Annotated in this window: 19 protein-coding genes; 10 read left to right on the top strand and 9 right to left on the bottom strand. The window is 72.2% G+C overall.

Features of this window, described 5'->3' with window-relative positions:
• Positions 1 to 48: 48 nt before the first annotated feature.
• The 3 genes from O0S08_RS44810 to O0S08_RS44800 form a co-directional block, all read right to left on the bottom strand.
• On the bottom strand, positions 49 to 1,785 hold the full coding sequence (locus O0S08_RS44810) for a receptor L domain-containing protein (RefSeq protein WP_269035649.1): 1,737 nt from the start codon (positions 1,783 to 1,785) through the stop codon (positions 49 to 51).
• Between the two features lie 151 nt (positions 1,786 to 1,936).
• Positions 1,937 to 2,755 carry an SRPBCC family protein gene (locus tag O0S08_RS44805; RefSeq protein WP_269035648.1) on the bottom strand — a complete coding sequence of 273 codons (819 nt, stop codon included), beginning with the start codon at positions 2,753 to 2,755 and terminating at the stop codon, positions 1,937 to 1,939.
• 129 nt (positions 2,756 to 2,884) lie between these two features.
• Positions 2,885 to 3,538 carry a glutathione S-transferase family protein gene (locus O0S08_RS44800; protein ID WP_269035647.1) on the bottom strand — a complete coding sequence of 218 codons (654 nt, stop codon included), beginning with the start codon at positions 3,536 to 3,538 and terminating at the stop codon, positions 2,885 to 2,887.
• 63 nt (positions 3,539 to 3,601) lie between these two features.
• Between O0S08_RS44800 and O0S08_RS44795 the strand changes: the two genes are divergently transcribed.
• From O0S08_RS44795 to O0S08_RS44785, 3 genes are all read left to right on the top strand, one after another.
• Entirely contained in the window at positions 3,602 to 4,537 is a 936-nt protein-coding gene (locus O0S08_RS44795) for a hypothetical protein (RefSeq protein WP_269035646.1), read from the top strand.
• A gap of 703 nt (positions 4,538 to 5,240) precedes the next feature.
• Complete coding sequence (locus O0S08_RS44790) at positions 5,241 to 9,623, top strand: serine/threonine-protein kinase (RefSeq protein ID WP_269035645.1); 4,383 nt, start codon at positions 5,241 to 5,243, stop codon at positions 9,621 to 9,623.
• 94 nt (positions 9,624 to 9,717) lie between these two features.
• Entirely contained in the window at positions 9,718 to 10,887 is a 1,170-nt protein-coding gene (locus O0S08_RS44785) for a hypothetical protein (RefSeq protein ID WP_269035644.1), read from the top strand.
• A 243-nt stretch (positions 10,888 to 11,130) separates the two neighbouring features.
• Here O0S08_RS44785 and O0S08_RS44780 read toward each other — a convergent pair whose 3' ends face one another.
• The 5 genes from O0S08_RS44780 to O0S08_RS44760 form a co-directional block, all read right to left on the bottom strand.
• Positions 11,131 to 11,805, bottom strand: coding sequence for a suppressor of fused domain protein (locus O0S08_RS44780; protein WP_269035643.1), 675 nt, complete (start codon positions 11,803 to 11,805; stop codon positions 11,131 to 11,133).
• A gap of 28 nt (positions 11,806 to 11,833) precedes the next feature.
• Positions 11,834 to 12,976 (bottom strand): 3-phosphoserine/phosphohydroxythreonine transaminase, encoded by a 1,143-nt coding sequence (gene serC, locus O0S08_RS44775; RefSeq protein ID WP_269035642.1) that lies wholly within the window; start codon positions 12,974 to 12,976, stop codon positions 11,834 to 11,836.
• A 75-nt stretch (positions 12,977 to 13,051) separates the two neighbouring features.
• Positions 13,052 to 13,513 carry a YkgJ family cysteine cluster protein gene (locus O0S08_RS44770; protein WP_269035641.1) on the bottom strand — a complete coding sequence of 154 codons (462 nt, stop codon included), beginning with the start codon at positions 13,511 to 13,513 and terminating at the stop codon, positions 13,052 to 13,054.
• Between the two features lie 110 nt (positions 13,514 to 13,623).
• Entirely contained in the window at positions 13,624 to 15,084 is a 1,461-nt protein-coding gene (locus tag O0S08_RS44765; protein WP_269035640.1) for a penicillin-insensitive murein endopeptidase, read from the bottom strand.
• A gap of 228 nt (positions 15,085 to 15,312) precedes the next feature.
• Positions 15,313 to 16,215, bottom strand: a complete 903-nt coding sequence (locus O0S08_RS44760) for an SGNH/GDSL hydrolase family protein (RefSeq protein WP_269035639.1) — start codon at positions 16,213 to 16,215, stop codon at positions 15,313 to 15,315.
• A 198-nt stretch (positions 16,216 to 16,413) separates the two neighbouring features.
• On the opposite strand from O0S08_RS44760, the gene O0S08_RS44755 reads away from it, so the two are divergent.
• From O0S08_RS44755 to rnhA, 4 genes are all read left to right on the top strand, one after another.
• Positions 16,414 to 16,857 (top strand): PDZ domain-containing protein, encoded by a 444-nt coding sequence (locus O0S08_RS44755; protein WP_269035638.1) that lies wholly within the window; start codon positions 16,414 to 16,416, stop codon positions 16,855 to 16,857.
• Positions 16,858 to 17,098: 241 nt separating this feature from the next.
• Positions 17,099 to 18,433, top strand: coding sequence for an FAD-binding oxidoreductase (locus O0S08_RS44750; RefSeq protein ID WP_269035637.1), 1,335 nt, complete (start codon positions 17,099 to 17,101; stop codon positions 18,431 to 18,433).
• 53 nt (positions 18,434 to 18,486) lie between these two features.
• On the top strand, positions 18,487 to 19,308 hold the full coding sequence (locus O0S08_RS44745; RefSeq protein WP_269035636.1) for a hypothetical protein: 822 nt from the start codon (positions 18,487 to 18,489) through the stop codon (positions 19,306 to 19,308).
• A 41-nt stretch (positions 19,309 to 19,349) separates the two neighbouring features.
• Positions 19,350 to 19,874 (top strand): ribonuclease HI, encoded by a 525-nt coding sequence (gene rnhA / locus O0S08_RS44740; RefSeq protein ID WP_269035635.1) that lies wholly within the window; start codon positions 19,350 to 19,352, stop codon positions 19,872 to 19,874.
• Between the two features lie 353 nt (positions 19,875 to 20,227).
• On the opposite strand, the gene O0S08_RS44735 is transcribed toward rnhA, so the two are convergent.
• Entirely contained in the window at positions 20,228 to 20,950 is a 723-nt protein-coding gene (locus O0S08_RS44735) for a helix-turn-helix domain-containing protein (protein WP_269035634.1), read from the bottom strand.
• Between the two features lie 135 nt (positions 20,951 to 21,085).
• On the opposite strand from O0S08_RS44735, the gene O0S08_RS44730 reads away from it, so the two are divergent.
• The 3 genes from O0S08_RS44730 to O0S08_RS44720 all read left to right on the top strand — a co-directional run bounded on the left by O0S08_RS44730 (position 21,086) and on the right by O0S08_RS44720 (position 24,557).
• Entirely contained in the window at positions 21,086 to 21,709 is a 624-nt protein-coding gene (locus O0S08_RS44730; protein WP_269035633.1) for a histidine phosphatase family protein, read from the top strand.
• Between the two features lie 168 nt (positions 21,710 to 21,877).
• Positions 21,878 to 23,188, top strand: a complete 1,311-nt coding sequence (locus O0S08_RS44725) for an MBL fold metallo-hydrolase (RefSeq protein ID WP_269035632.1) — start codon at positions 21,878 to 21,880, stop codon at positions 23,186 to 23,188.
• 28 nt (positions 23,189 to 23,216) lie between these two features.
• The gene (locus tag O0S08_RS44720) at positions 23,217 to 24,557 is read left to right on the top strand and encodes a serine/threonine protein kinase (RefSeq protein ID WP_269035631.1); all 1,341 of its coding nucleotides are present in this window, start codon (positions 23,217 to 23,219) and stop codon (positions 24,555 to 24,557) included.

The following is a 24,557-nucleotide window of genomic DNA, read 5'->3' as shown; positions in this document are numbered from 1 at the left end:
ATGGCGCAAGGGACATGCTCCATGGGGCATGTCCATTAAGCCCTGACGTCAGGGCGTCTCGATGATGCAGCCCTGCTCGAGGTCCTCGCAGGCGTCGGGCTTGTTGGCGAAGATGCAGAGGCTGCTCGGCGTCACCGTCATCGCCCCGGGCAAGGCCACCGCGTCGCAGGTCGTGAGCGCGCCGTTGGCGACGATGCTGAGCGACTCCGTGGTCGCCAGCGAGCCGCCGGCGCCGAGCTGGATGGCGGCGACCGAGGTGAGCGCGGGGTTGAGGTCGACGCTCACGAACTTCGCGGCCTCCAGGCCCTCGAGCCCGGTGAGGCTCGCTAGCGCGAGGTTGTGCTTGATCTCGAGGGAGGCGCTCCGCAGCGACGAGAGGTCCGAGAGGTCGGTGATCGCGAGCCCCGAGAGAGTGAGCTGCTCGTCGACCGTGTCGAGCTGTCCGAGCCCGACGAGCGAGGCGAGCGCAGGATTCCCCACCAGGTCGAAGCGCCGGAGCTGCTGCAGCGCGGCGAAGCCCGCCAGGGTGGCCAGCGAGTCGTTGTCGGCGATCTCGACGCTGCCGGCGCTCGACGACGTGTACGCGCCGAAGCCGGCGACCTTCGTCAGCGCGTGGTTGTTCAAGATCTGCAGGGTGTCGACGGCGACCAGCGCGTCGAACCCGGCCAGCTCGGTCAGGGCCCCGTTGAGCTCGACCGCGAGGAGGCCGACCGACTCGAGCGCCGGAAAGCCCGCGGCCGTGAGCAGGCCGTCGTTGCCGCGGATCTCGAGCCGTGCGCCGATGGTCGTGAGCGCCTCGAACCCGGCGAGGTCGGCCAGCGCGTCGTCGTCGGCGAGCTCCAGGGTGCCGCCGACGGTGCCCAGCGCCAGCGCGCCGATCGTCTGGAGCGCGTCGTTGCCGGTGATCCGCAGGTCGCCGCCGATCGCGGACAGCGGCAGGTCGCCGAGGGTCTGAAGCGCGTCGTTGTCGTCGATCTCGAGGTTCTCGCCGATGTCGGTGAGGGCGGCGAGGCCCGAGAGAGCGAGCAGCTTCGGGTTGTGGCGGACGAGCGCGAACTGGCCGATGGAGGTCAGGCTCTCGAGCCCCGCGAGGCTGGTGAGCCCGTCGTTGAACGTGACCGCGAAGTGGCCGCCGATCGACCCGAGGGCGTCGAGGCCCGCGAGCGACGTGAGGGCGGTCTTGCTGATGGTGACCGCCCCGGCGACGTGGGTGAGGTTGTGAAACGGCAAGCCGGTGACCGGGGCGGCGTCCAGGTTCAGGCCGCCGCCGGTGATCTCCTGCAGGTTGGCCAGCGCGCTGATGTCCGAGAGAGAGGGGTCGAGGACGATGCCGAGGTGACCGACGCGCTCGAGGTTCTCGAGGCCGGCGAGCGAGACGAACGTGCTCTGGCTGATGTTGAGGTCGCCCCCGACCTGCCGCAGCGATTCGAGGCCCTCGAGGTCGGGGCGGTCGACGTTGAGGAGCGACAGGAGGCCGGTGATGCACTCGACGCCCGCCAGCGCGGCGATCGCCTCCTCGGTGTTGTGCTCGTCGATCAGGACGTCGCCCGCGAGACAATCGGTGGGCGGGTCGTCGGGACCGGTGCTCGTCGGCGCGACGGTGGTGTCGGGCGCGTCGGTCGTCGGCTCGGGCGCGGTGGTCGTAGTGATCGCGTCACCCGTGCTCGTGGTCCCCTCGTCGCCGGTGTCGCTGGTGTCGGATGGTTCGGCGGGCGTGGGACCGCAGGCCGTGAGCAGCACGACCGTGACGCCCGTACAGTGAGCGGCGCGGAGGAGGTCGATCATCCTCTCCACGGTTTCACGCCGCCTGGCTCGGGACAAGCGAGACGGGGCGCCGCGGGGGGTGACCGTTCGCGCCCCGACGGGCCCATGGAACTCGACGCGGGTGGCCATGCGCTCGTCGGCGCACGGGACCGCGCGTCGGAGCAGTCGGCGATCAGTTCTTGGTGAGGTCGTCGAGCTGGAGCACCTGGCGGGCGGTCTCGAGGTCCTTGACGTCGCGCAGGCGGCCGCGCTGGGGCGCGTCGGCGTGCGGCACGTTGGTCTCGAGCAGCTCCTTGAAGCGCTGCAGGTCGGACTCGATCTGCTTCTGCGGGTTGGCCCCGAGCACCGTGGCGATGAGGTTGCCGATCACGCCGACCGGCGGGTGGTACTCGAGGTTGACGGTGATGCGGGTGGTGTGGCCGCCGACGCCGCGCTCGAACCGGACCGAGCCGGCGTTCGGCAGCTCGGCGCCCTCGAGCGAGCGCCAGGCGATCAGCTCGCCCGGGACGTCGTTGATGATCTCGGCGTCCCACGACACCGAGATGTCGGCGGGCCCGCGGACGCGCCAGCGCGAGCGGCGTTCGTCGAGCACGGTGACCGACTCGATGTGACGCATGAAGCGCGGCAGGTTGTCGAGCTCGCGCCAGAACCGGTAGACGCGCTCGGGCGGCTGGCGCACCGTGATGGTGTGCAGCAGCTTGACGCCCTGGCCGTGGGGCACGCTGGCACTCGGGCCGCGCACGCCGTGGGCGGTGCTGACCTTCAGGCGGGCGTAGAGCGGGCTGTGACCGGTGAGCGCCCGGTGCAGCAGCGCGCCGCCGACGGCCAGCACGGGGATGCTGCCCCAGGTGCGGCGCACGGCCGCCAGCGCGAAGCAGCCGACGGCGCCGGCCAGCGAGGCGGCGCGCTCGAGCGGATGCACGTTGACTTCATCAGGCCAATCGGAACGGTCGCCGAGGTGGCGACGCAGGTCTCGGAGCTTGTCGAGCATGGCACCTCTCTCGCAGTGCGGCGCCATGTCTTGGTCCCGGTCGCCACTGCGTGCAAGGAGCGGCGTCACGGTCGAGCTTGCTGAGCCGCGCGCGCCGGCCCGTCGCGGGCGGCGTGCGGCCGTCGGAGCTCAAGGACTCTCGGCGGCCTCGCGCTGGGCCTCCTCGGTCCACGCGCGCATATCCCGAGTGGCGAGGACCGCGTCGACGTAGGCGGCGCAGACGGGGTCGAGTGGGACGCCGTAGCTGCGGAAGCGGGTCGCGACCGGGGCGTACATGCAGTCGACGATCGACCATGTCCCAAAGAGCATGTCGCCGCCGGCCCCGAAGCGGGCCCGACAATCGCGCCACAGCGCGCAGATCCGGTCGATCTCGAGCTGCGTCTCGGGCGACGGCGTGGCCCGCGTGCGCAGCGTCAGGTCCCTCGGGAGCTCGCGCCGCAGGTTGGCGAAGCCGCCGTGCATCTCGGTCGCCGCGCTGCGCGCCTGCGCGCGAACGCCCGGGTCCGCGGGCCAGAGCCCGGCGGCGGGGAACCACTCCGCGAGCGTCTCGCAGATCGCCAGGGACTCCCAGATCGCGAGCTCGCCGTCGAGGAGCACGGGCACCCTGACGGTCGGCGAGGCGGCCTCGAGCTCGGCGCGCGTGGTGTCGCGATCGAGGAGGATCTTGCGCTCGCGAAAGGGGTAACCCGTGGCCCGCAGGGCGAGCCACGGTCGGAGGCTCCACGACGACTTGCGCTTGTCGCCGATGACGATGACGAGTTCGGGGTTGTGCGGCCGGGACATGCGCGCCGGAGGGTAGGCCAGCGGCTTGGCGGTGGACAGTCCTGTTGCTATCGTGCGCCCGCCATGATCGCACGCCAGGCCGTCTACCCCCTCACGCTCGCCCTCGTCCTCGCCGCCTGCGGCGGCGCCAGCGACCCCGCCAAGGGCGCCAAGGCCGACGCCAAGGACGCCAAGGCCGACGCCAAGACCGAGGTCATCGACACCAAGCGCAACGACGCGACCAGCCTCGACAAGGCCGTGACGGCGCTCGACCTCAGCGGGCCGGTGCCGCCCGAGGCCAGCACGGTGTTCTTCACCGTCGACGGCGCGCTCATCCCGATCGGCTGCTACGACAGCGCCAAGAAGAAGCTCGAAGGCGGCAAGGACTGCCTCGCCCTGGTCAAGGCCGGCGACGACGTGTACCTGCGCTCGAACAGCGTCGAGAAGCTCGACAAGGCCGGCGCGCCGAAGAGCGCGATGTGCCAGCCGGGCGAGGACAAGCCGACCAGCATCGGCATCCCCTCGGTCGACTCCGGCGAGACGTTCGACTACGCGGTGTTCCCCAAGTCGATGGGCAAGCTGATCAACCGCGCCGACCCCGAGACGTACAGCGAGAAGGGCCGCGTCGCCAGCGAGGACGAGAAGAAGGCGCTGTCCGAGCTCATCAAGCCCGACGCCGAGCTGCAGATCAATCAATCGGTGACGTTCGACCTCGACGGCGACGGCCAGGTCGACAAGCTGTTCTCGGTCTACGTGGTCAACCCCAAGGACAGCGAGAAGCTGTCGTACAGCGGCGTGCTGATGCAGCGCGGCAACGCCCCCGGCAAGTGGTTCCCGCTGCTCGAGTCGCGCAACGACACCGAGACCTACACGGTCCGCGCGTTCATCGACCTCGACGGCGACCGCTCGCAAGAAGTGTGGGTCAACGCGGTCCTCACCGACGGCGGCGGCGGCGACCGGATCTTCAAGCTCAAGGGCGACGGCGCCGAGCCGCTCGCCAAGTGGTCGTGCGGGATCTGAGCGCGGTGTGAGCGAGGATGCCGGCGCGGCGGGATGGCCTGCCGCGCTGGTTCGAGCAGGCCTCGAAGGGATCGCTGGAGAGGCCGGCGGCTGAAGTGAGCGGTCGCCCGGCAGGGCGCGGGCGAGTGATTGGGTTTCTGACAGCGGGTCGGCCATTTTTGCGGGCTGGCTGACTGAAGAGCCAGATTAACGATGTTCTCGAGGGAGTAGAGGCAGGCCGGTCCTCCGAAGCGGGGAACACGTCGAGCTCGACCCGGGTGTAGACAACTCAGGCGGCGTGTGAGCGCGGTGGAGCGGGGTCGCTGGCGCTCACGGCTCGCAGGGCCGGCGAGAGTGACACGGACGAGCTCCTGACCCGAAGGACAGCCGGCACGCTCACGCGCGGAGGGGACGAGCGCGGGCGGGGCGCCGGGGCGGAGCTGGTCGTGCGCGTGCTACCGTGCCGGCGGCGATGGATGAGAGTCATGAGCGGTTGTCGGGCTTGTCGAGCCGGGCCGCGATCGAGGAGATGCGGGCTGCGACCGCGTCGCTGTTCCCCGAGGAGAGGTCGCAGGTCCCTGATGGGCTCGCGCAGGCGAGCGCCGGGGTGGTGTCATTCGGCGGACAGCGGCTCGAGACGCGCGCGTCGGGCAGCTTGGCGGAGAAGTTCGGGGAGAGCTCGGGGGCGGAGAGGCGACGCGCCGCGGCGAACAGTGCGGCGGCGGTGGCGAGCGCGTCGCTGAGGGCCGGCGGGATCGAGGAGAGCGACGGGCTGCTGTTCGTCGCCGACGAGCTGCCTGTGCTGCGAGCGGTGCGAGAGGCCGGGCGGATCGGTCGCTTCCTGATCTTCCGCGAGCTGGGCCGTGGGGCGGTGGGCGTGGTGTTCGCGGCGTACGACGAGGAGCTCGATCGCAAGGTGGCGATCAAGCTGTTGCACGCGGCGCGGACCCAGGACACCTCGAGCGGGCGATCGATGTTGATGCGCGAGGCCCAGGCGCTGGCCCGGCTGGCCCACCCGAACGTGGTCGCGGTCCACGAGGTCGGGACGGTCGAGGGCGCGGTGTTCGTGGCGATGGAGTACGTCGCCGGCGTCGACCTGCAGCGCTGGCTGGCCGAGGAGCCGCGATCGTGGCGCGAGGTGGTCGCGGTGTTCCGCCAGGCCGGCGCGGGCCTGGTGGCGGCCCACCGCGAGGGGCTGGTGCACCGCGACTTCAAGCCGGGCAACGTGCTGGTGGGTGACGACGGGCGCGTGCGCGTGGCCGACTTCGGTCTGGCGGCGCGCCGCGGCGTGGTGAGCGGCGGGAGCGGCGAGTCGACGAGCATGGCGTCCGGGACGACGGCGACGCTGGCCCGCGAGGGCGCGCTGATCGGCACGCCGGTGTACATGGCGCCGGAGCTGCTGCACGGCGGGTCGGCGACCGCGAGCAGCGATCAGTACGCGTTCTGTGTCGCGCTGTACGAGGCGCTCTACGGCCAGCGACCGTTCGACGGCGCGACGGTGGCGGCGCTGACGGCCGACGTCGAGCGCCGGAGCTTGCCGGCCGCGCCGCCGCGCGCGGAGGTGCCGGCGTGGTTGCACGCCGCAGTGTGCCGCGGCCTGGCGAAGCAGCCGGAGGGGCGCTACCCCGCGCTCGCCGAGCTGGTCGACCTGCTGGCGCGCGACCCGGCGGCCGAGCGGCAGCAGCGACGGCGCCGGGCGCTGCACTTCGTCGCGGCGATCGTCGGCACCGTCGCGCTGGTGACCGCGGCGATCCTCGGCTACGGCGCCGCGAGCCGCTACGCCGGCGAGCGCCGCGGGCAACGGCGACTCGAGGCCCTGCGCGGGCAGATCGCGGAGCTGCGCGCCCGCGGTGACGCGACCGAGGCGCGCCGATCGCTGCGCACGTTCGTCGCGCTGCCCGAGAACCGCGGGCTGGCGGTGGTCGCCCGCGCCTACCTCGAGTGGGGGGCGGCGCAGACCGACCACGCCGAGGCGGTCGACGCCTACGGCAGCGCTTACATCACCGCGCGCACCGAGGCCGACGCCCGGGCGGCCCTGCTCGGCCTCATCGACGGGCTGAGCGCGCTGCGCAGGGTGCCGGAGGCCGCCGCGGCGCTGGCGGTGCTGGAGCGGGTCGCGCCGCAGGAGGCGGCCCGACCGGAGCTGCGCGCGGTCCGACTGGCGGCCGCGCTGTCGCGCCGCGATCTCCCTGCGGCCGCGGCGGTGTCGGCGGGCGGCGGCGAGGATGATTGGGGACATGTCCTCGAGGACCTGTCCCATGTGACAGAGATCGCGCCGGACCACCTCGGGCCCGAGCCGTTGGCCTTGCCGCGCACGCTGGCGGCGCTCGACCTCGACGGCGACGGCGCGCGGGAGGTGCTGTCGTGGCGCTCGGGCCCCACCGCGCGGCTCTTCCGCGCCGACGTCGCGCTGACGCCGATCCGTACGATCGAGGTCGGCGAGGCGCGGCGCGTCGAGGCGGCCGACGGCGAGTCGCTGCTGTTCGCCAGCTATCCGACGCAGGACCCGAGCAGCGCCGAGGTGCGCATGCTCGACGTCGCCGGCGACCTGCCGCGCGTCCTCGACGTCTGGCCCGACAGCGTGCAGATGCACGCGAACACGCTCGACTTCGACGGCGACGGGCGGCGCGAGGTGTACCTCGGCACCGAGGCGTACGCGCGCCGGTTCTGGCGCATCGAGCGAGACGCGGGCGGCGTGTGGACGCGACGCTCGGCGCACGCCCCGACCGACGCTGCCGGCTCGGACGTCTCGGCGGTGCTCACTGCCGACCTCGACGGCGACGGGCGGCCGGAGCTCGTGGCCGCGGTCGGGCCGTGGAAGGCCTACGACCTGCGCGTGTTCAAGCCGACGGCCGCCGGTGAGCTCGACCTGGTGGCGCGGCGCGCGTTCGGCTCGTACCAGGCGGTGCGGACGATGCGGGCGGCGGGCGGCGATCTGCTGGTGTTCTCCAAGGTCGACGGCCAGATCGCGCCGGGCCGCTTCCCGGCCGACAAGCCGCTCGGCGAACCGGCGGGGATCTACGTGGTCGGCCTGCGCTCGGGCTCGCTCGAGATCCTCGACCACGTGCCCGCGAAGTCCGGGAGCGGCGCGCGGCAGCGGTTCAATCGCGTGCTCACCGGCGACCTCGACGGCGACGGCCAGGACGAGGCGGTGATCGATGTCGACGCGCACGAGACCATGCTGCTGCGCCGGCGCCCCGACCAGCCGCTCCGGCCGCAGCGGATCGGCGGCTTGACGCCGCTGTTGCTCGAGGACCTCGACCGCGACGGCCGCGCCGAGCTCCTGGCCGCGACCGACGAGGCGAGCCCGCGCCTGTTCGTGCTCGGCGCCGGGTCCTCGACGTTGCCGCCGTTGCCGGCGACCGACCGCGAGCCGCGGCCGATCCCGCCGGGCATCGCCGACCCGGCGATCGCCCAGGCCTGGACCCAAGCCGAGCAGCTGGCGGCGATCGGCCTGCCCCGTCGCACCGCCGACGAGCTGTCCGATATCGCAGGTATTTCGGGTAATGTCGAAAAAGACATGCTCTACAGGACAGGCGAGCTGTACGCCGCGATCGGCGAGGACGCCCTGGCGGCCGAGCGCTACGTGGCGGCGGCGGGCCGGCCCGACCTCGCGTCGCGGGCGCTGGCCGGGGCCGCGGCGGCGCGGCGGCGGCTCGGCGAGTTCGCGGCGGCCGAGGCGTTGACGCGCCAGCGGCTGGCGGCGGTCGAGGCGAGCGAGCGCGGGGAGGTCGAGGCCGAGCTGGCGGCGCTGACCTCGGCCAGCGCGCCGCGCCCCGAGCTCGCGCTCGAGTTCGGGCGGCCGCTCGACCCGCGCTGGCAGATCGTCGATCCGGTGGCGGTGCGCCGCTCGCCGGCCAGGCAGGCGCTGTCGGTGTGGGCCTCGCGGTCGCCGGTGCTGGCCGAGCTGCCGGTGGTGTGGAGCGGCGGGCCGGTGTCGCTCGAGGTCGAGCTCGAGGTCGATCGTATGGAGTGGGGCAACACGCTGACGGTGGTGCTCGCCGAGCGTGACCAGCCGCCGTGGTTGCTCGCGACGATCGGCGGGTTCGGCCAGACCGACCGGCCCGTGACGCGCGTGGCCGTCGGCCACGACGCGAGCCAGGATCCGTGGGTGGTCGTGCAGGACGGGGCGAAGGTCCGCGCGCGCATGTCCATGTTCCCGGGGCTGGCGACCACGATCTGCGAGATCGATGCAGGCGAGCAGCGCCATCGGTTCGTGAGCGCGTGGAGCGACTCGACGCGGACGCCCGCGCCCGGCCCGCTGTCCCTGCGCGTGCTCTCCGACGTCGTCGATCCGGGCTTCGTCGGGCACGTGTGGGTGCGATCGATCCGCCTCACCGGCGTCACCGCCGAATCGGCGGACTCGGCCGCGGACACGCCGGCGTGGCTGCTGGCCGAGGGCGAGCTGGCCTCCGTGGTGCAGGCGTCGTCCACGATCACCCCGGGCAGCGCGCAGCAAGTGTGGCAGATCGACGCGCTGCTCGGGCTCGGCGAGATCGATGCGGCGGCGGCGGAGATCCGCTCGCTCCTCGCGGCGACCCCGGAGGGCGACCCGGTGTACAACGCGCTGCACCAGCGATTGCGGCGCGGCGACGAGGCGGCGTGGTTGGCGGCTCGCGCCTCGTTCGGCTCGCGGTTCATCGACCTCGTGATCGATCCGTCGGTCTCGCTGTGGCTGCGTCCCGAGGACGCCGAGGTCGTCCTCCACGACCTCGCGGCCACCGATCCGCGCGCCGCACCGGCCGATCCGCTGGAGCTGCAGCGGCTGGTGACGATCGACTATGCGCGCGGGGCAGCGCGGTTGCGGGCTGGTCGGCTGTCGGCCGCACGGGAGGCCTTCGGCGCGGCGTACGCTCGCGTGGTGGAGAGCCGGCCGTTCCCGGCGCGCGAGCAGCTGCACGAGCGTTTGTTGAGCGAGCAGCTCGACCTCGCGGCGGTGATGGAGGATCGCGCGGCCGCGAGGCAGTGGATCGACGTGATGCTGACGACCAGCGAGACGCCGTACCTCATGCTCGAGCGCATGCAGGCGGACGCGTGGCTGTCGCGGTTGTTCGGCCCGGAGGTGTGGGCGCAGTTGCAGGCGCAGATCGTGGCCGCGCGGCCGTGACGGTGGCTGGCGGCGATGGACGACGCGGCGCAAGGTCACGCGGCGTCGCTGCGCCGCTCGGGCTCGTGGACGTCGAGTCTGATAGGCTGGCGCGGTGATTCGCGTCGGTGGTCTGTTCGCGGTCGTGTTGGCGCTCGGCTCCTGTCGCAGCCCTGCCGAGCGGTTGGCGAAGCCGCCGGAGCTCGAGATCCCCGGGCAGGGCAAGTGCGTGGTCGGTGGCGCCGCGTCGCATCCGCTGGTGGTCGAGTGGGCGGCGGCCGAGCGGGCCTCGCTCGAGGCTCGCCTGCGCCGCGGGCTCGTGGCGGTGCGCGTCGACGGCTGCGAGATCGCCGTCCTGCGTCAGTGCGACGTCCAGGGCGAGTACTCGTACCTCGGGCTCACGCGCAAGAACGATCGCGTGAAGATCCGCAGCGCCGACGAGCTCTACGCCCAGCTGCCGCTCGGGGCGGCGCGGCTCGAGGGCAAGCTGGCCCGCGCGGGCGAGCTCGACGTCGAGATCGCGCTGGTCGGCATGCTCGAGGCGCCGGAGGGCCTGCCGGGGCGCGACTTGCTCAGCGGCGACTGCGACGCGGCCACGCACATCATCACCGGCGTGCAGGTCGGGGCGTTCCACTTCTTCGCCGGCGGGGCGGGGGAGATCAAGGTCGGCGCCGGCTTCAACCAGGTCGGCGCGGGCGCGGGCTCGACGGCCGAGCGCGAGACGCTGTCGGCCGACGGTCAGCCCGCCAGCTGCGACGCGTCGACCACGGCCGACGCGAAGCCGCCGGAGGGCTGCGGGGCGCTGATCCGCATCGAGCTGAGCGTGCTGCCCGGGGCCGCGACGGCCCAGCAGACGGCCTGCCCGGCCGGCAGCCGGTGGGACGGCCAGACCTGCGCGATGGAACCTTGCCCTGTGGGCATGTCCCGAAAGACAGACGGTACCTGCGTCGCGGCGGCCGACTTCCCGCGGCCGACCCCGACCCCGCAGCCGGACACGATCGGCCCGGGCCCGGCGAACACCACGCCGGTCAGCGTGCCGAAGCCGGCCGACGACGAGGTCACCCTGTGCCGGCAGGCGTGCGACCGCGAGCTCCAGTGCGAGTCCGAGGCCAAGGGCATGGCCCCGCCGGAGGGCAAGGCGCTCGAGCGCTACATGCGGACGTGCCGGCGCCTGTGCGAGTTCGCGTTGACCGACTGGAACCGGCCGCAGATGCGCCGGTGCATCGGCGCCGCCGAGAGCTGCAGCGAGTTCACCCGCTGCGTCCATCCGCCCGAACCGACCTGACGGCCCCGCGGCGGCCCCGTCCAAATGGATGTCTCCAAGGACATGGCATGAAGGCCATGTCCTTGAGGACATGGCCTTCGTGACAGGCTTGAAACCTGGGGCCCGTTGGCCGGCCGTCGGCGCTCGCGCCGGCGCGCGTGCGCGGTGGTCGGGCGGCTCTCTGCGAACGCCGCTCGGCGCCGGCCGCCGCGGTCACGCGGGCGGCCGGCTGGGTGGGCGCGCGCCGGCCCGGACGGCGTCGCCTCAATCCCGCAGGATGCCGAGCTGGTAGCGGCGGACCACCGGGGCCTTCTGCGGGTTCTTGAGCCATGACCCTCGGGACAGGTCCGTGAGGCCATGGAAGTCGATCTCGCCCATCATGTGGACCACGCCCTCGTGGTCGAGGCGCTCCATCGCCGCCAGCTCGTCGGCGGTGACGCCGATGACCTGCAGGAACAGGAGCGAGCCGTAGGGGCCGGTGATCTTGCCGAGCAGGGGGTCGGGGACGCACACGAGGGCGGTGAGCTCGGTGGGGGTGCCGGTGGCGATCGGGCCGCCGAGGTCGGCGCGGTGGCCGGTGTCGAAGCCCTTGCGGCTGCCGAGGACGTAGCGGCCGAGGCTCTGCAGGGTGCGCAGCGGCCACGCGGGCGGCTGCTCCTCGCCCTCGCCCCGCGGCACCCGCATCGTCAGCTCGAAGCCGAAGCCGGACACGTTCGGGTCGTGAGATGTCTTTTCGAACAGCTCGGTGAGGCCGTAGGTGACGTAGTGCCAGTGGGCCGGGCGCTGGCCCTCCCACACTGTGATCGCCGGCAACGGGCTCGACGACTCGAGCTCGTAGGCGGTCTTGCTGGTGTACTGGTGCGGGACCTGGCGCGCGTAGAGCCGCTGGCAGGCGGCGTCGATCGCGGCCCAGCCCGGGGCCTTCATGGTTTCGGACATGCGGCGACGGTCGTGAGCGAGGCCCGGCCTACAGGCGGCGTTCGAACTCGGCGATGAACTCGCACAGGGCGGCGACGCCGGCCTCGGGGAAGGCGTTGTAGATCGAGGCGCGGAAGCCGCCGACGGAGCGGTGACCCTTGAGTCCGTCGAACCCGAGCGCCTGCGCCTCGGCGAGGAACTTCTTGGCGAGCGCCTCGCGCTGGGCCTCGGGCGCGCGCCCGCAGGTCCACGTCACGTTCATGAGCGAGCGGCTGCCCGGCTGGGCGTGCGGCTGGAACACCTTGCTGTTGTCGAGCACGTCGTACAGCCGCTGGGCCTTGCGCTCGTTGCGGGCGCCGATCGCCGCGAGGCCGCCCTCGTCGCGCATCCACTCGAGCACGAGCTTCAGCACCAGCACGCCGAAGGTGTTGGGCGTGTTGTAGAGGCTCGGCTCCTTCGCGTGCGTCGCGTAGCGCAGGTACACCGGGACGTGCGCCGCGGGCTTCTTGGCCAGCAGGTCCTTGCGCACGTAGACCAGCGTGACGCCCGACGGGCCGAGGTTCTTCTGCGCGCCGGCGTAGCCGAGCGCGGCCCGCTCGAGCGCCATCGGCCGCGCGCCGGCGTGGCTCGAGAAGTCGATCACCAGCGGCACGCCGCCCTGAGCCTCGGGGACCTCGGGGTACTCGGTGCCGTAGATCGTGTTGTTGGTGGTGATGTGGAGGTAGCTGGCGCCGGCGTAGCTGTCGGCCGCCGGGAACTCGGGGATCCGATCGTAGTTGGTGGCCTTGGAGCTGGCGAGCACGTGCGTGGCCCCGAGGCCCTCGCTCTCGGCGATCGCCCGGCCCGACCACACGCCGGTGTCGACGTACGCGGCGAACTTGTCGGCCTCGCGCAGGTTCATCGGCACCATCACGAACTGCAGGCTCGCGCCGCCCTGCAGGAACAGCACCTGGTGCGTCTCGGGGACGCCGAGGACCTCGTGGACCAACTTCTCGGCGCCGAACGTGATCGCCTCGTACGGGGCGCTGCGGTGCGAGATCTCGAGGATCGACATGCCGACGCCCGCGGCGTCCCTGGCGTGCCCGTCCTGACGCAGCTCGTGCACGGCCTCGGCCGCGCGCTCGAGCACCACCGGCGGGAGAATGGCCGGACCGGCCGAGAAGTTCCACAGCTTGGGCTTGCCGCTGTCCATGGCGCAGGAGCATATCAGCGCCGCCAACGAGCCACGCTGTGGGTTTGCGCACTCTCGCGCGACCCGTCGCGAACCTCAGCGGCGCGTGTGACCGCGGAAACGTCGCTCGAGGAACTCGCCCGCGCGGACCACGAGCGCGTGTGTCTCCGGGGACAGGTGACCCTCGCGCGCCGCGACCCGCGCCCGCGCGAGCGGCGGCCCGTCGCCGGGCAGCGCCGCCGCGACCGCGCCCAGCCGCGTCCGCGCCTCGGCGACCACCGCCAGCGCGTCGTCCAGCCCGACCTCGTCGGCCGCGAGCGCGGCGTACAGCATGCACTCGTAGCTGCGACAGGGCCCGGGCCGGTCGTCGTAGATCGTGCACCGCTGCGCCTGCAGGGCCGCGCACGGCTGAGCCAGGGCCGCGCCCGCGTCGCGCTCGAGGACGACGAGGCCGCGCCGCCGCACCGCGTCGACCTCGCCGGCGTGCAGCGGGACTGTGGCGAACAGGTTGCCGTCGCAACACAGCGCGCAGCGCTGACACAGAGTGGCGAGGGACATGAGAGCGAAGGGAGGTGCGGGGACTCGCGGGTCGAGCGTGGGCGCTCGCGCGGCCTGCGAGGTCGCGCGGCTCGCGGTCGGGCGCTCACGAAGTCGCGAGAGGCCCGGCGTCAGCGCGAGGAGTAGCAGTGCTTCTCGTTCGCGCCGCAGCGGATGCGGACGTGCATGTGCGTGCGGTGGCCCTCGACGTGGCGGATGAGGACGCGCTTGTTGCTGCGGCTCTTGATCTTCACCGGCCACTCGAGCCACGCGTCGAGCTGCTCGCGCGACACGCCCGACTCGCGGGCGACCTTGTAGATCCGCTTCTGCAGGGAGTACTCGAGGAAGATGTACTCGACCTCGCCGGTGTCGAGGAAGGCGCGCATCAATTGCCAGGTCGCCTTCCAGTCGACGTCGGCCGAGGTCGTGTGCTTCTTGCCCTCGGCCGAGCGCAGCAGCGGCAGGCGGATGTCGACGTCGCGGCCGCTCTGGTGCGACTTGTGCGGCCGGAACCGGCCGCCGCGGGCCCGGCTCATGCCGCCGATCACGACCTGACCCTTGAAGCTGCTCTCGTGACGGAAGCGGGTGATCGCCGCCAGCGTCTGCATGATCGTGTGGGTCGAGCCGTACGCCTCGTCGGGCTTGCGCTTGACGTAGAGGTCGGGACGGTCGGGCAGCTCGACGCCGCGGACCAGCTTGCCGCGGTTGGGCTTGCCGATGCTGAGGCCGCCGGCGCGCACGCGGATCTGCGCCAGCTTGGTCCCGAGGGCGGCGGAGGGCGAGATGTCGAGATCTTTCCAGCCGACGACCTTGAGCTTCTGCTTCGGCTTGGGCGCGAGCTTGTCGCCGAGGCGCGGGTTCTGCTGCCGCAGCTCGGCCAGGTCGATCCCGAACTCGCCGGCGATCTTCTCCCAGGTGTCGCCGCGCTTGACGACGTGCTCGAGCTTCTCGCGCGGCGGGGGGGTGTGGGTGGTGATCACCCGCAGGTCCTTCTTCTTCTTCGGGATCGGCTCGCTGGCCCGGATCCCGTTCCACTTGGCGAGGTCGCCGACCTCGACCTGATACAGCTTGGCGACGTCGTCGAGGGTCTCGCCGGGGATCAGCAGGTGCTTGAGCGACCTCGGCTTGACCGGCGCAGGCGGAGGCGGGGGCGGGCCCTCGGCGTACACGATCTCCGGCTCCGGACCGGCCGGCTGGGACAGCAGCTCGCGCTCGATCGCCTCGAGCTCCGACTCCGGATCGCCCGCCTCCCCGCTCTCATCCTCGAGGTCGCCCTCGCCGTCGGTGTCGGTCTCGCCCTCGGCATAGTCGCCGTCGGGCACCGCCTGCGGGCCGACGACGTCGCGCTGCGTCGGCTTGATGGGCTTGGGGGCCGCGGGCTTCTTGCTCGGCTTCTTCTTGCTGCTCGAGGTCTTCTTGCTCGAGCTCGAGCTGGAGCTCTTCTTGCCGCTCTTGCTCGACGCGGCCGCGGCCTCGGACACCAGCGGCGTCGCCAGGCCGCCGCACAACACCACCAGCAGCAGCGCCCAGAACGACCACCACCGCCGAACGGGGGCGTGCCGGAGAGGGCGTGCGGAAGAGGCCTGGGTCATGCGGCTAGAGCACCGGACAAGCTAGCAGAGGCCGTCCGCCGCGGGCACGTGCGCCGCGCGAGCCTCGCCACCGCCGGCGCTGGCCGCGAACTTCGCGTCTATTGTCGCGCCGTGCGGCCGAACGGCGGCGATCGCGGGGCGCTGGAGGCGAAATTGCAACTGTAATCGAATTGCAGATCGCCTTCGTGCGCGGCGCGCGAGGCGACGCGCACGGGAGATCTTCCCGCGTCACTTCTGGGGTTTCTTGGCCTCAGTCGTGGCGTCGTCGACGCCGAGGACGCGCAGGACCTCGGGATAGACCTTGTCGGCGAAGAACTCGCTGCCGGCCATGGTGAAGTGGATGCCGTCCTCTTCGCGGAGGGCCTGAGCCTTGCGCTTGCCGATGGTCGCGGAGTCGATGAGCTCGCCGGCCGAGTCGGTGATGAAGGGGGTGGTGTCGAGGTAGACCCCGGCGTCGCCGAAGTCGGCGAGCGCCTGGCTCTGCACGTCGCGGATGGTGGTCAGCTTCTGCTCGAAGCTGGTGGTGCCGGTGCGCGGCAGACCGAGCCACAGGACCTTGCGACCCTCGGCGGAGATCTCACCGAGAAAGTCAGCGACCCGCGCCTTGTAGGCGTCGTTCCAGCCGTCGGACTTCCAGGCCACGCGCTTGCCCTTGCCGGTCTTGGTGGTGAGGTCCTGGCCGTCGTTGCCGCCCATGATGATGACCACGAGGTCGGGCTTGCGCTGGTCGACCGCCTTCTTGGCCTCGGACTCCCAGTCATAGAAGTCGGGACGGGCGAGGCCGGTGGCGCTCTTGGCCTTGCGGAAGCACTCGATGTCGGGGTGCTCGTCGAGCTTCTTCTCCAACATCGCGCCGAAGCCGGTCGCGGCCAGGCTGTCGCCGAGCACGAGCACCTTGCGCGGCCCGCTGGGGGCAGCTGCGACCTCTGCGGGCGCCGGCTCCGGGGTCGCCGGGGCGATGGCAGGCTCCTGAGGAGCCGCCGCGGCCGCAGGAGCAGGCTCAGGGGCCGGCGGCTCGCCCGAGGGGATCGCCGCGGGCGGGGGGGTCAGCGCCGGGGTCGCAGGCGTAGACTTGTCGCAGGCGAGGGCGAACACCAGAGTCAGAGGGACGAACAGCCTCAGGAGGGGCATGGGGCCACGCCTATAGCCCGAACGCCGGCCGCTTGGCAAAGAAGGTGGCAGTTCGCCCGGGCGAACCCGAGCAGGGGCCGGGAATGGCGCCGCAACAAGGCCGGTATTTGCGCCGCTGGCAACCCCCGCGAAGCTGTGAAACACTCGACAAGCCTGAGCATCCACGACCTCGAGGCGTCAGGCACAGGAGCGATGGTCATGCAGAATTCCTCCGACACCACCCTGTCCACTTCGATCTCCCGCTGGCGGACAGCGCGGAAGATCATCCTCGGCTCGATCATCCTCGCCGGCTCGATGGCCACCTCGGCCGCCCTGCTGCAGCGCTACGCCGGCACCAACTGCAAGGCCCAGCGCACGGTCGCCGAACGCGGTTACACCTACTCGGGCATCGGCGCGGTGATCCAGCAGCGCGGCGAGTTCGTGGTCGTCCGCGATGTCCTCCCCGGCGCGCCCGCCGACGGCGTCCTCCGCGAGGGCATGCACCTCGTGTCGGTCGACGGCATGTACCCGGTGAGCGTCGAGGACTGGGCGGCCGCCCTCCGCGGCCCCGCGGGCACGAGCGTCACGATCGAGGTCGCGACCCGCTGCAGCGGCCACAAGTTCGTGACCCTCGATCGTCAGCTGATCCGCGTCCAGAAGTGAGTCCCGGGCCGCAGGCCCGACTCCTCGGCGGCCCTCCTGTCCGCTCCCGACGGCCCCCGGCGCCTCGCGCCGCGGGGCTGTTCGCGTTAATTTCCGGAGAAGCGCCCGGCTTCGGGTCTGGGTCGGACCGGCGAATCGATGGTCGGGCTCGTGGCACGGGATGCTGCTTCACGTCGTTCTGCGGCGGTAATTCGCCGGCCCGGGGTTGCTCGCGCGGGCCGGAACCAAAACACTCCCGGGGATGATCGCCGCCGAGCACGAGGCCCGCGTCCATGCCATCGCCGCCGAGGTCCGCGAGCGGACGAGCCGGGGCGAGCGGGTGCACATCGACAAGGGCGGGGTGCACCACGTGGTGCCGCTGCCGGGCGACCGTCGCTTCCACAGCCCGGCGATCGACGTGTCGGGGCTGCGCAGGGTGCTGCACATCGACCGCGAGGCGCGGCGCTGCGTGGCCGAGCCCGGGCTGACGTTCGCGGACCTGGTCGATGCGACATTGCCGATGGGACTGGTGCCCGCGGTGGTGCCGGAGCTCGAGGGCATCACGATCGGCGGGGCGGTGGCCGGGTGCGCGGTCGAGTCGAGCTCGTTCCGGGTCGGCGGCTTCCACGACACTTGCCGCGAGCTCGAGCTGGTGAGCGGGGCGGGCGAGGTCATCACCTGCTCGCGCGAGCACGAGTCGCTGCTCTACGACATGGTCCACGGCTCGTACGGGACGCTGGCGATCGTGACGCGCCTCGAGTTCGAGCTGGTGCCGGCCGAGCCGTTCGTCGAGCTGACCTACGAGCGGCACCGCGACCCCGGCAGCTACTTCGCGGCGATGCGGGCCCACTGCGAGGCGAACGCCTACGAGTTCATCGACGGCATCGTCCACGGGCCGGAGGAGCTGGTGCTGTGCCTGGGGCGGTACGTGGCCCGGGCCCCGTACGTCAGCGACTACCGCCGGCTCGACATCTTCTACAAGAGCACGCGGGCGCGCGCGGTCGACTACCTGCGGACGCGCGACTACTTCTTCCGCTACGACACCGAGTGTCACTGGCTGACGCGCACGGTCCCCGGGCTCGAGAACCGGCTGGTGCGCGCCTTGGTCGGCAAGCAGGTGCTGGGCTCGACCAACCTAATACGCTGGTCGAACCGGCTCGCGCCGCTGCTCGGCGCGCTCAAGCGGCGGCCCGACGTCGTCGTCGACCTGTTCGTGCCGCACCGGCGGATCCTCGACTTCTACGGGTGGTACGCCCGCGAGCCGCGCTTCTATCCGCTTTGGGTGATCCCTTACCGTCTGCCGAGGTGGTATCCGTGGCTCAGCCCGGCGATGGTCGACAAGATCGGCGATCCCTTGCTGGTGGACTGTGCGATCTACGGCATGCCCAACGGCGAGCCGGACCGCGACTGGTCGCAGGTGTTCGAGGAGCAGACGTACGCATGCGACGGCGTGAAGACGCTGATCTCGCGCAATCACTACACCCGCGAGCGCTTCTTCTCGATCTACGACGAGGCCAACTACGCGGCGGCAAAACGACGTCTCGATCCGCAGGGCGTGTTCCCGGGCCTCTACGAGAAGCTGCACCGCGTCGGTTGAGGGCACGACATCGCGCCTGGACTTCAAAGGTCGCCCGGCGCACCCTTCGCCGCATGAGCCTTACGCTTCACACGAACCTTCGCGCGCTCCTCCTCGCCACCTGCACGCTGACGCTGGCGGCGTGCCCCGCGAAGGAGAACGAGACGGACAGCACCACGGGCACGGCGACGGAGCCGAGCACGGCGACGGAGCCGAGCACGGCGACGGAGCCGAGCACCGAGGCGACGACGAACACGCCGACGTCGACCGGCACGCCGACCGAGGGCAGCGCGACCGGGACCGAGACCGCGGGCACGATGGGCGGCGAGACGACCGCGCCCGACGAGACGACGAGCGTCGGGACCACCACCGAGCCGGTCGACACCGACACCGGTGAGCCGGCCCCGCCCGAGCTCGACGCGGCCTGCATGGCGGCCTGCGAGAAGTTCTTCGAGTGCTTCCCGATGCCGCCGTTCCCCAGCGTGGACGCGTGCAAGGGCGACTGCTCGAGCGCGCTGGGCGAGGGCGAGGGCTGCCTCGACGTCACGGTCGCGTTCAACACCTGCATCGGCACCATGACCTGCGACGAGCTGATGAAGGCGCTCGACACCGAGGAGTTCGGCCCGTGTCAGGACGAGTTCGACGCCATGGGCACGTCCTGCGAGGGCGCCGACACCTGCTCCGGCTTCGTCGGGGGCGACGGCATCAGCAGCTGCTCGATCGGCCAGGAGTGCCCCGACCAGCCGACCATCGAGTTCAGCTGCGAGGGCGACACCTGCACGTGTCTGGTCGGTGACGAGCCGCAGGGCACGTGCCCGGCCGAGCCCGGTCTCTGCGCCGCCGAGCCCGAGGCGCAGGCCCAGGCGGCCGCGGAGTGCTGCGGCTTCGACCTGTAGAGGTTGGCAGCGGGGCGCGGGTCGGGTAGCTTGCGGCGCAGATGCAACCGGACGACCCGCGTCTCGCGTATGTCCTCTTGTATACCGACGGCGCCTGCGCCGGGAACCCCGGCCCGGGCGGCTGGGCCTACGTGCTGATCCACCCGGCCAGCGCCAAGCAGCGCGAGGAGTCCGGCGGCGAGCCGCACACCACCAACAACCGCATGGAGCTGATGGCGGTCATCCGCGGGCTGACTGCGCTGCGCCGGCCGATGACGGTCGACCTCTACTCGGACTCGCAATATGTCCTGAAGGGCATGTCCGAATGGATGGCCGGGTGGAAGCGCGCCGGCTGGCGCACCGCCGACCGCCAGCCGGTCAAGAACCAGGACCTGTGGCAGACCCTCGACGGCTTCCTCGCCACCCACAAGATCCGCTTCCACTGGGTCCGCGGCCACTCCGGCCACCCGGAGAACGAGCGCTGCGACCGGCTGGCCGTGGCGGCCCGCGACGCGGCTCGCAGCGGGTATGCCCCGAAGGACAGGATCTCCGTGGGCGACGCGCCCAGCCTCGCGGTCAAGCGCTGAGGCGCCGGGCGCTGCTTTGGCCTGTCCTGAGGGACAGGTCTCCGGCTTCGCGTCGGGGGCGCCTCCCATGCGATCGACTGCGCCGAGGGGTGGCGCGCAGTGGTGAGCCGCGCGCGGAGCAACCTACTCGGAGGGACAGGTCGTGGCTCGACCGTGGCATCGCGGCGGGGCCTCAGGACTCGAGTCGCGGCTGCGTCCGCCGGGCGGCCTTCGCTGGCACCCGGCGCGCGGCGGGGACCCGTGGCAGATGACCTGCGCCAAGGGACAGGCTTCGGAGCAGCGTAGCGCGGGCGAGGCTGGCGGGCGATGCTCCGAAGCTCTTCGCCGCGCCTGGCCCGAGGGACAGGTCCGGCTCAGCGCTGGTAGACGATGACGTTGTGGACCAGCGTGTGGGTGCGGCCCGGGTTCTCGTAGCTGTGCGGGACGTCGGCGGCGAAGCTGGCGGTGTCGCCGGCGGCGAGGTCGTGGACCTCCTCGGCGACGCGCAGGCGCAGCTGGCCGACCAGGACGGTGACGCTCTCGCCGGTGCCGGGGGCGTGGGGCTCGGAGCTGTGGACCGCGCGGGGGGCCAGGCGCAGCTCGTAGACCTCGACGCCGCCGAGAGTGCCGGCGGGGGTGAGCGGGCGGCTCTCGAGCTGGCCGTCGGCCGACCGCAGGACCCGCTGGTCGGGGCGGCGGAGGACGCTGACGCGCTCGGTCTTGTCGGCGCCGAGGAGGGCCGAGAACGGCACCTCGAGGCCGGCGGCGATCTTCCACAGGATGGCGATCGTCGGGTTTGTCTTGGCGGTCTCGACCTGCGACAGGCTGGCCCGCGAGACACCTGACCTTCGGGCCATGTCGTCGAGCGAGTAGCCGCGGGCCTTGCGGAGGGTGCGGATGTTGTCGGCCAGCCGGCGCGTCAGCTCGGCCGCGCCGATGTCGCCCTCGCCGAGCAGCGCGATCTCCGACGCGCTCTCGGGAGCGGAGCGGCCGCCGGACTCGGGCTCCGCCCGCGCACCCTCGGCCCCCGCGGGGCGCGACGCGCTCCCAGCAGGAACAGCCTCCGAAGCCGGGCGACGTGGCGTTCGTGAGGCCATTTCGCGGGTTCGTTATATGTCAGAGGCCGCCGCGTCCGCAAGCGCGGCGTGTGCACGCCCGCGGCCGTTGACGGACCCGCCGACCTCGCGTACCCAGGCCGCCTGCGCCCCGCATCACCACTCCCGGCCGAGCTCGTGCTGGTCCGCCACGGCGAGACCGTGGGCCAGTCGTCGATCCGCCTCCACGGGGCCACGGACGTGGCGCTCTCGTCGCTGGGCCTGCAGCAGATCGAGCGCGTGGCAGCCGCGCTGGCGGCCGAGCCCGGCTTCGCGGCGGTGCTGGCGTCGCCGCTGCAGCGCTCGCGGGCCGCGGCGGCGCTGGTGGCCGGCGGCCAGCGCCCGCCGCCGCCGGTCACCGTGGTCCCCGAGTTCGCGGAGGTCGACTTCGGTCAGTGGGAGGGCCTGACCTTCGACGAGGTCGCCGCACGCGACCCCGCCGGCCACAGCCGCTACCTCGCCGAGGGCATGGGCTTCACCTACCCCGGCGGCGAGTCGCGCCAGGCGTTCTGGGACCGCGTGCAGGCCGGCGCGCGCAGGGTCCTGGCCGTGCCCGCGTGCCCGCGCGCGGTCGCAGTGCTGCACAAGGGCGTGATCAAGGCCGTGATCGCCGCGCTCACCGGCATGCCCCAGGCCGAGGCGTCCACCCTGCCGGTCTCGCTCGCCGGCGTCTATCGCCTGCGCCACCGCCCGGATGGCCGATGGGACATCCAGGTCCAGAACGCCACGGAGCACCTCGGAGAGCTCGATCTCGGCGGGTGAGGCCTGAAGACCTCGGGCTGGCGCGAGCCGCGGTTGGCAGGACCTGGGCCGCTTGCTACCGTGATCGAAAGGATCGAGGACGGGCATGCCTGAGTTGGTGATCGCGTCGAGCTTCGCCGTGCGATCGGTCGATCACGCCGGCGGACGAAGAGCCCGCGAGGGTCGGCGATGAAGCTGCGACTGGTCGCCCACGCGTCGCTGCTGATCGAGGCCGGCGGCGCGACGATCTGGACCGACCCGTGGCTCGGCGGCAAGGTCTTCAATAATTCGTGGTCGCTGCTGGTGCCGCCGGCGTGGGATCCGGCGCTGCTCGAGAAGGTCGACTACGTCTGGGTCTCGCACGAGCACCCCGACCACTTCCACCTGCCGACGCTGCGCGACCTGCCGGCGGCGTTCAAGCGCCGCGTCACCCTGCTGTTTCAGCAGATGCCGACCGACAAGATGCCGCAGGCGTTCGCCCGCCTCGGCTTCGCCGCCGTCCGCCTGCTGCCGCACCGCGGGCTGGTCGACCTGCGCCCGGGGCTGCAGGTCTACTGCTACCAGGTCGGCCAGATGGACTCTGTCCTTGCGGTCATGGCCGATGGGACATGTCTCGTGAACGTCAACGACGCCGAGGCCGACGCCGACGACTGCCGGCTGATCCGCGGCGACCTCGGGCCGGCGCAGGTGGTGCTGAACCAGTTCTCGCTGGCGGGCTACGGCGGCGAGGCCGACCGCGAGCAGCGCCTGCCGCGGAAGGCCCGGGCGATCGTCGACAGCATGATCGCCAACCATCGCGACCTCGGCGCCGAGGCGACGGTGCCGATCGCCAGCTTCGTCCGCTTCTCGTGCGAGGACAACGCGTACATGAACGCGTACGCCAACACGCCGCGGCGCGTCGCGGCGGCGTTCGAGCACCTCGGCCTGCGCGTCGACGTGCTCGCGCCGGGCGACGTCTACGAGGTCGGGCGCGCGTGGGACTCGCGGCCGGCGCTGCAGCTCTGGGACGAGGCCTTCGCGCGCGCGGACGCGGCCCCGCTCGACCCGCCGGCGCCGGTCGAGCTGCCCGCGCTCGTCGCCGCCGCCGACGCGCTCGCCGGTCGCCTCGCCGAGCACTACCCGGCGTGGCTGCTGCGCGCGTGGCTCGGGCCGGTGACGATCCGCGTGCGCGACCTCGACGTCACGCTGCGCCTCGACCTCGCGCACGGCCGCTGCGAGGAGGTGAGCGGGGTGCCGGTCGACGTCGAGGTGTGCGGGCAGCCGCTGCTGTTCGCGCTGACGCAGCCGTTCGGCCTGCAGACGCTCGGCGTGTCGGCGCGGCTCCGGGTCCTGCGCGGGGCGCCCAACTGGCGCCGCCACCGGATCCTCCTGTCGATGTTCAACGCCGAGGTCTACCTGCGGCCGCGGCAGCTGCTGACGCGGCGCAACCTCGGGCACCTGCGGGCCCGCATGCGCGGCGGTCTGCGACAGCTGCAGTACCAGCTGCAGCGGATGCGATGAGCGCGGCCGCGTGATAGGGTCGAGCGCGATGCTCGAGGAGACCGTGGACATCCCGATCACCGTCGTCGGCCTCGACGGCGAGGTGATCACGCTCGACCCTCGCACCCGCGCGCTGGTCCAGTCGGTGCTGCCGACGGCGATGAACCACCTCCGGATCGGCGATGTCATCGCGGCCGGCGGCGTCGGCTCGGTCCGGGTCGCCTTCGACAAGTCGCTGCAGCGCCGCATGGCGCTCAAGACCCTCCAGGCCGGCTCGTACAACTATTACTTGCTGGTCCACGCGTTCATCCGCGAGGCCCAGGTCTCGGGCCAGCTCGACCACCCCAACATCGCCCCGATCTACGAGCTCGGCCGCGACCCAGAGGGCGGCATCTTCTTCACCATGAAGCTCATCGAGGGCCGCTCGCTCTACTCGCTGATCGGCGGCCGCCCGGCGCGCACGCCCGACCAGCTGCAGCGCCGCCTCGACGCGTTCGTCAAGGTGTGCGACGGCGTCGCCTTCGCCCACAGCCGCGGCGTGCTCCACTGCGACATCAAGACCGCCAACATCATGGTCGGCGCCTACGGCCAGGTGTTCGTGATGGACTGGGGCAACGCGTTCCTGCTGCCGCCGCCGCCCGGCAGCGAGGAGGCGTGGGCGCGCGAGAGCCTGCCGCCGCTGCGCCCCGAGGAGGCCGACAACATCGTCTGGGGCACGCCCGAGTACATGTCGCCCGAGCAGGCGATGGGCCGCCGCAAGTCGCTCGACGAGCGCTCCGACGTGTTCCTGCTCGGCGGCCTGCTGTTCGAGCTGCTCACCGGCCGACCGCTCTACCAGGACCCCGACCCCAAGCGCGTGCTGAAGATGGCCCAGCGCGGCGAGGTCACCTCGCCCGACGTCGTCGTCGGCCCCGAGATCAGCTTCCCGCCCGAGCTGGTGCGGATCTGCATGAAGGCCCTGGCGGTCAAGCCCGACGACCGCTACCCCCGCGTCGACGACCTCATCGAGGACATCAAGGCGCTCCTGCGCGGCGGCGGCAGCTTCGCCGTCACCAGCGTCGCCGCCGGTGAGCTCGTCATCCGCGAGGGCGAGGTCGGCGAGGCGGCCTACATCGTCCGCGCCGGCAAGCTGCAGGTGTTCAAGAATGTCGGCCAGGGCAGGGTGGTGCTGCGTCAGCTCGGCCCCGGCGACGTGTTCGGCGAGACCGCCATCCTGGCCGCCTCGCCGCGCACCGCCAGCGTGGTCGCCCTCACCGACAGCGAGCTGGTGGTCGTGACCAGGAAGACGATCGAGCGCGAGCTCGACGCGATGCAGCCGTGGCTGGCGGCGTTCGTCCGCACTCTGGCGACCCGCTTCGGCGGCGTCGGCACACCCGAGTACCTGGCCTGA

This window comes from Nannocystis punicea, from assembly GCF_026965555.1.
GTDB classification, from domain to species: domain Bacteria; phylum Myxococcota_A; class Polyangia; order Nannocystales; family Nannocystaceae; genus Nannocystis; species Nannocystis punicea.
Note: the sequence above shows the minus strand (reverse complement) of the source record. Positions and strands in the feature narration are given on the sequence as shown.

Bases quoted from the DNA above. Each gene is read 5' to 3' on its own strand.
- O0S08_RS44735 (WP_269035634.1), bottom strand. From the start codon at position 20,950: ATGGCCTCACGAACGCCACGTCGCCCGGCTTCGGAGGCTGTTCCTGCT.
- O0S08_RS44800 (WP_269035647.1), bottom strand. From the start codon at position 3,538: ATGTCCCGGCCGCACAACCCCGAACTCGTCATCGTCATCGGCGACAAG.
- O0S08_RS44770 (WP_269035641.1), bottom strand. From the start codon at position 13,513: ATGTCCCTCGCCACTCTGTGTCAGCGCTGCGCGCTGTGTTGCGACGGC.
- O0S08_RS44765 (WP_269035640.1), bottom strand. From the start codon at position 15,084: ATGACCCAGGCCTCTTCCGCACGCCCTCTCCGGCACGCCCCCGTTCGG.
- O0S08_RS44725 (WP_269035632.1), top strand. From the start codon at position 21,878: ATGAAGCTGCGACTGGTCGCCCACGCGTCGCTGCTGATCGAGGCCGGC.
- O0S08_RS44755 (WP_269035638.1), top strand. From the start codon at position 16,414: ATGCAGAATTCCTCCGACACCACCCTGTCCACTTCGATCTCCCGCTGG.
- O0S08_RS44805 (WP_269035648.1), bottom strand. From the start codon at position 2,755: ATGCTCGACAAGCTCCGAGACCTGCGTCGCCACCTCGGCGACCGTTCC.
- O0S08_RS44760 (WP_269035639.1), bottom strand. From the start codon at position 16,215: ATGCCCCTCCTGAGGCTGTTCGTCCCTCTGACTCTGGTGTTCGCCCTC.
- O0S08_RS44750 (WP_269035637.1), top strand. From the start codon at position 17,099: ATGATCGCCGCCGAGCACGAGGCCCGCGTCCATGCCATCGCCGCCGAG.
- serC (WP_269035642.1), bottom strand. From the start codon at position 12,976: ATGGACAGCGGCAAGCCCAAGCTGTGGAACTTCTCGGCCGGTCCGGCC.
- O0S08_RS44745 (WP_269035636.1), top strand. From the start codon at position 18,487: ATGAGCCTTACGCTTCACACGAACCTTCGCGCGCTCCTCCTCGCCACC.
- O0S08_RS44795 (WP_269035646.1), top strand. From the start codon at position 3,602: ATGATCGCACGCCAGGCCGTCTACCCCCTCACGCTCGCCCTCGTCCTC.
- O0S08_RS44720 (WP_269035631.1), top strand. From the start codon at position 23,217: ATGCTCGAGGAGACCGTGGACATCCCGATCACCGTCGTCGGCCTCGAC.
- O0S08_RS44810 (WP_269035649.1), bottom strand. From the start codon at position 1,785: ATGATCGACCTCCTCCGCGCCGCTCACTGTACGGGCGTCACGGTCGTG.
- rnhA (WP_269035635.1), top strand. From the start codon at position 19,350: ATGCAACCGGACGACCCGCGTCTCGCGTATGTCCTCTTGTATACCGAC.
- O0S08_RS44780 (WP_269035643.1), bottom strand. From the start codon at position 11,805: ATGTCCGAAACCATGAAGGCCCCGGGCTGGGCCGCGATCGACGCCGCC.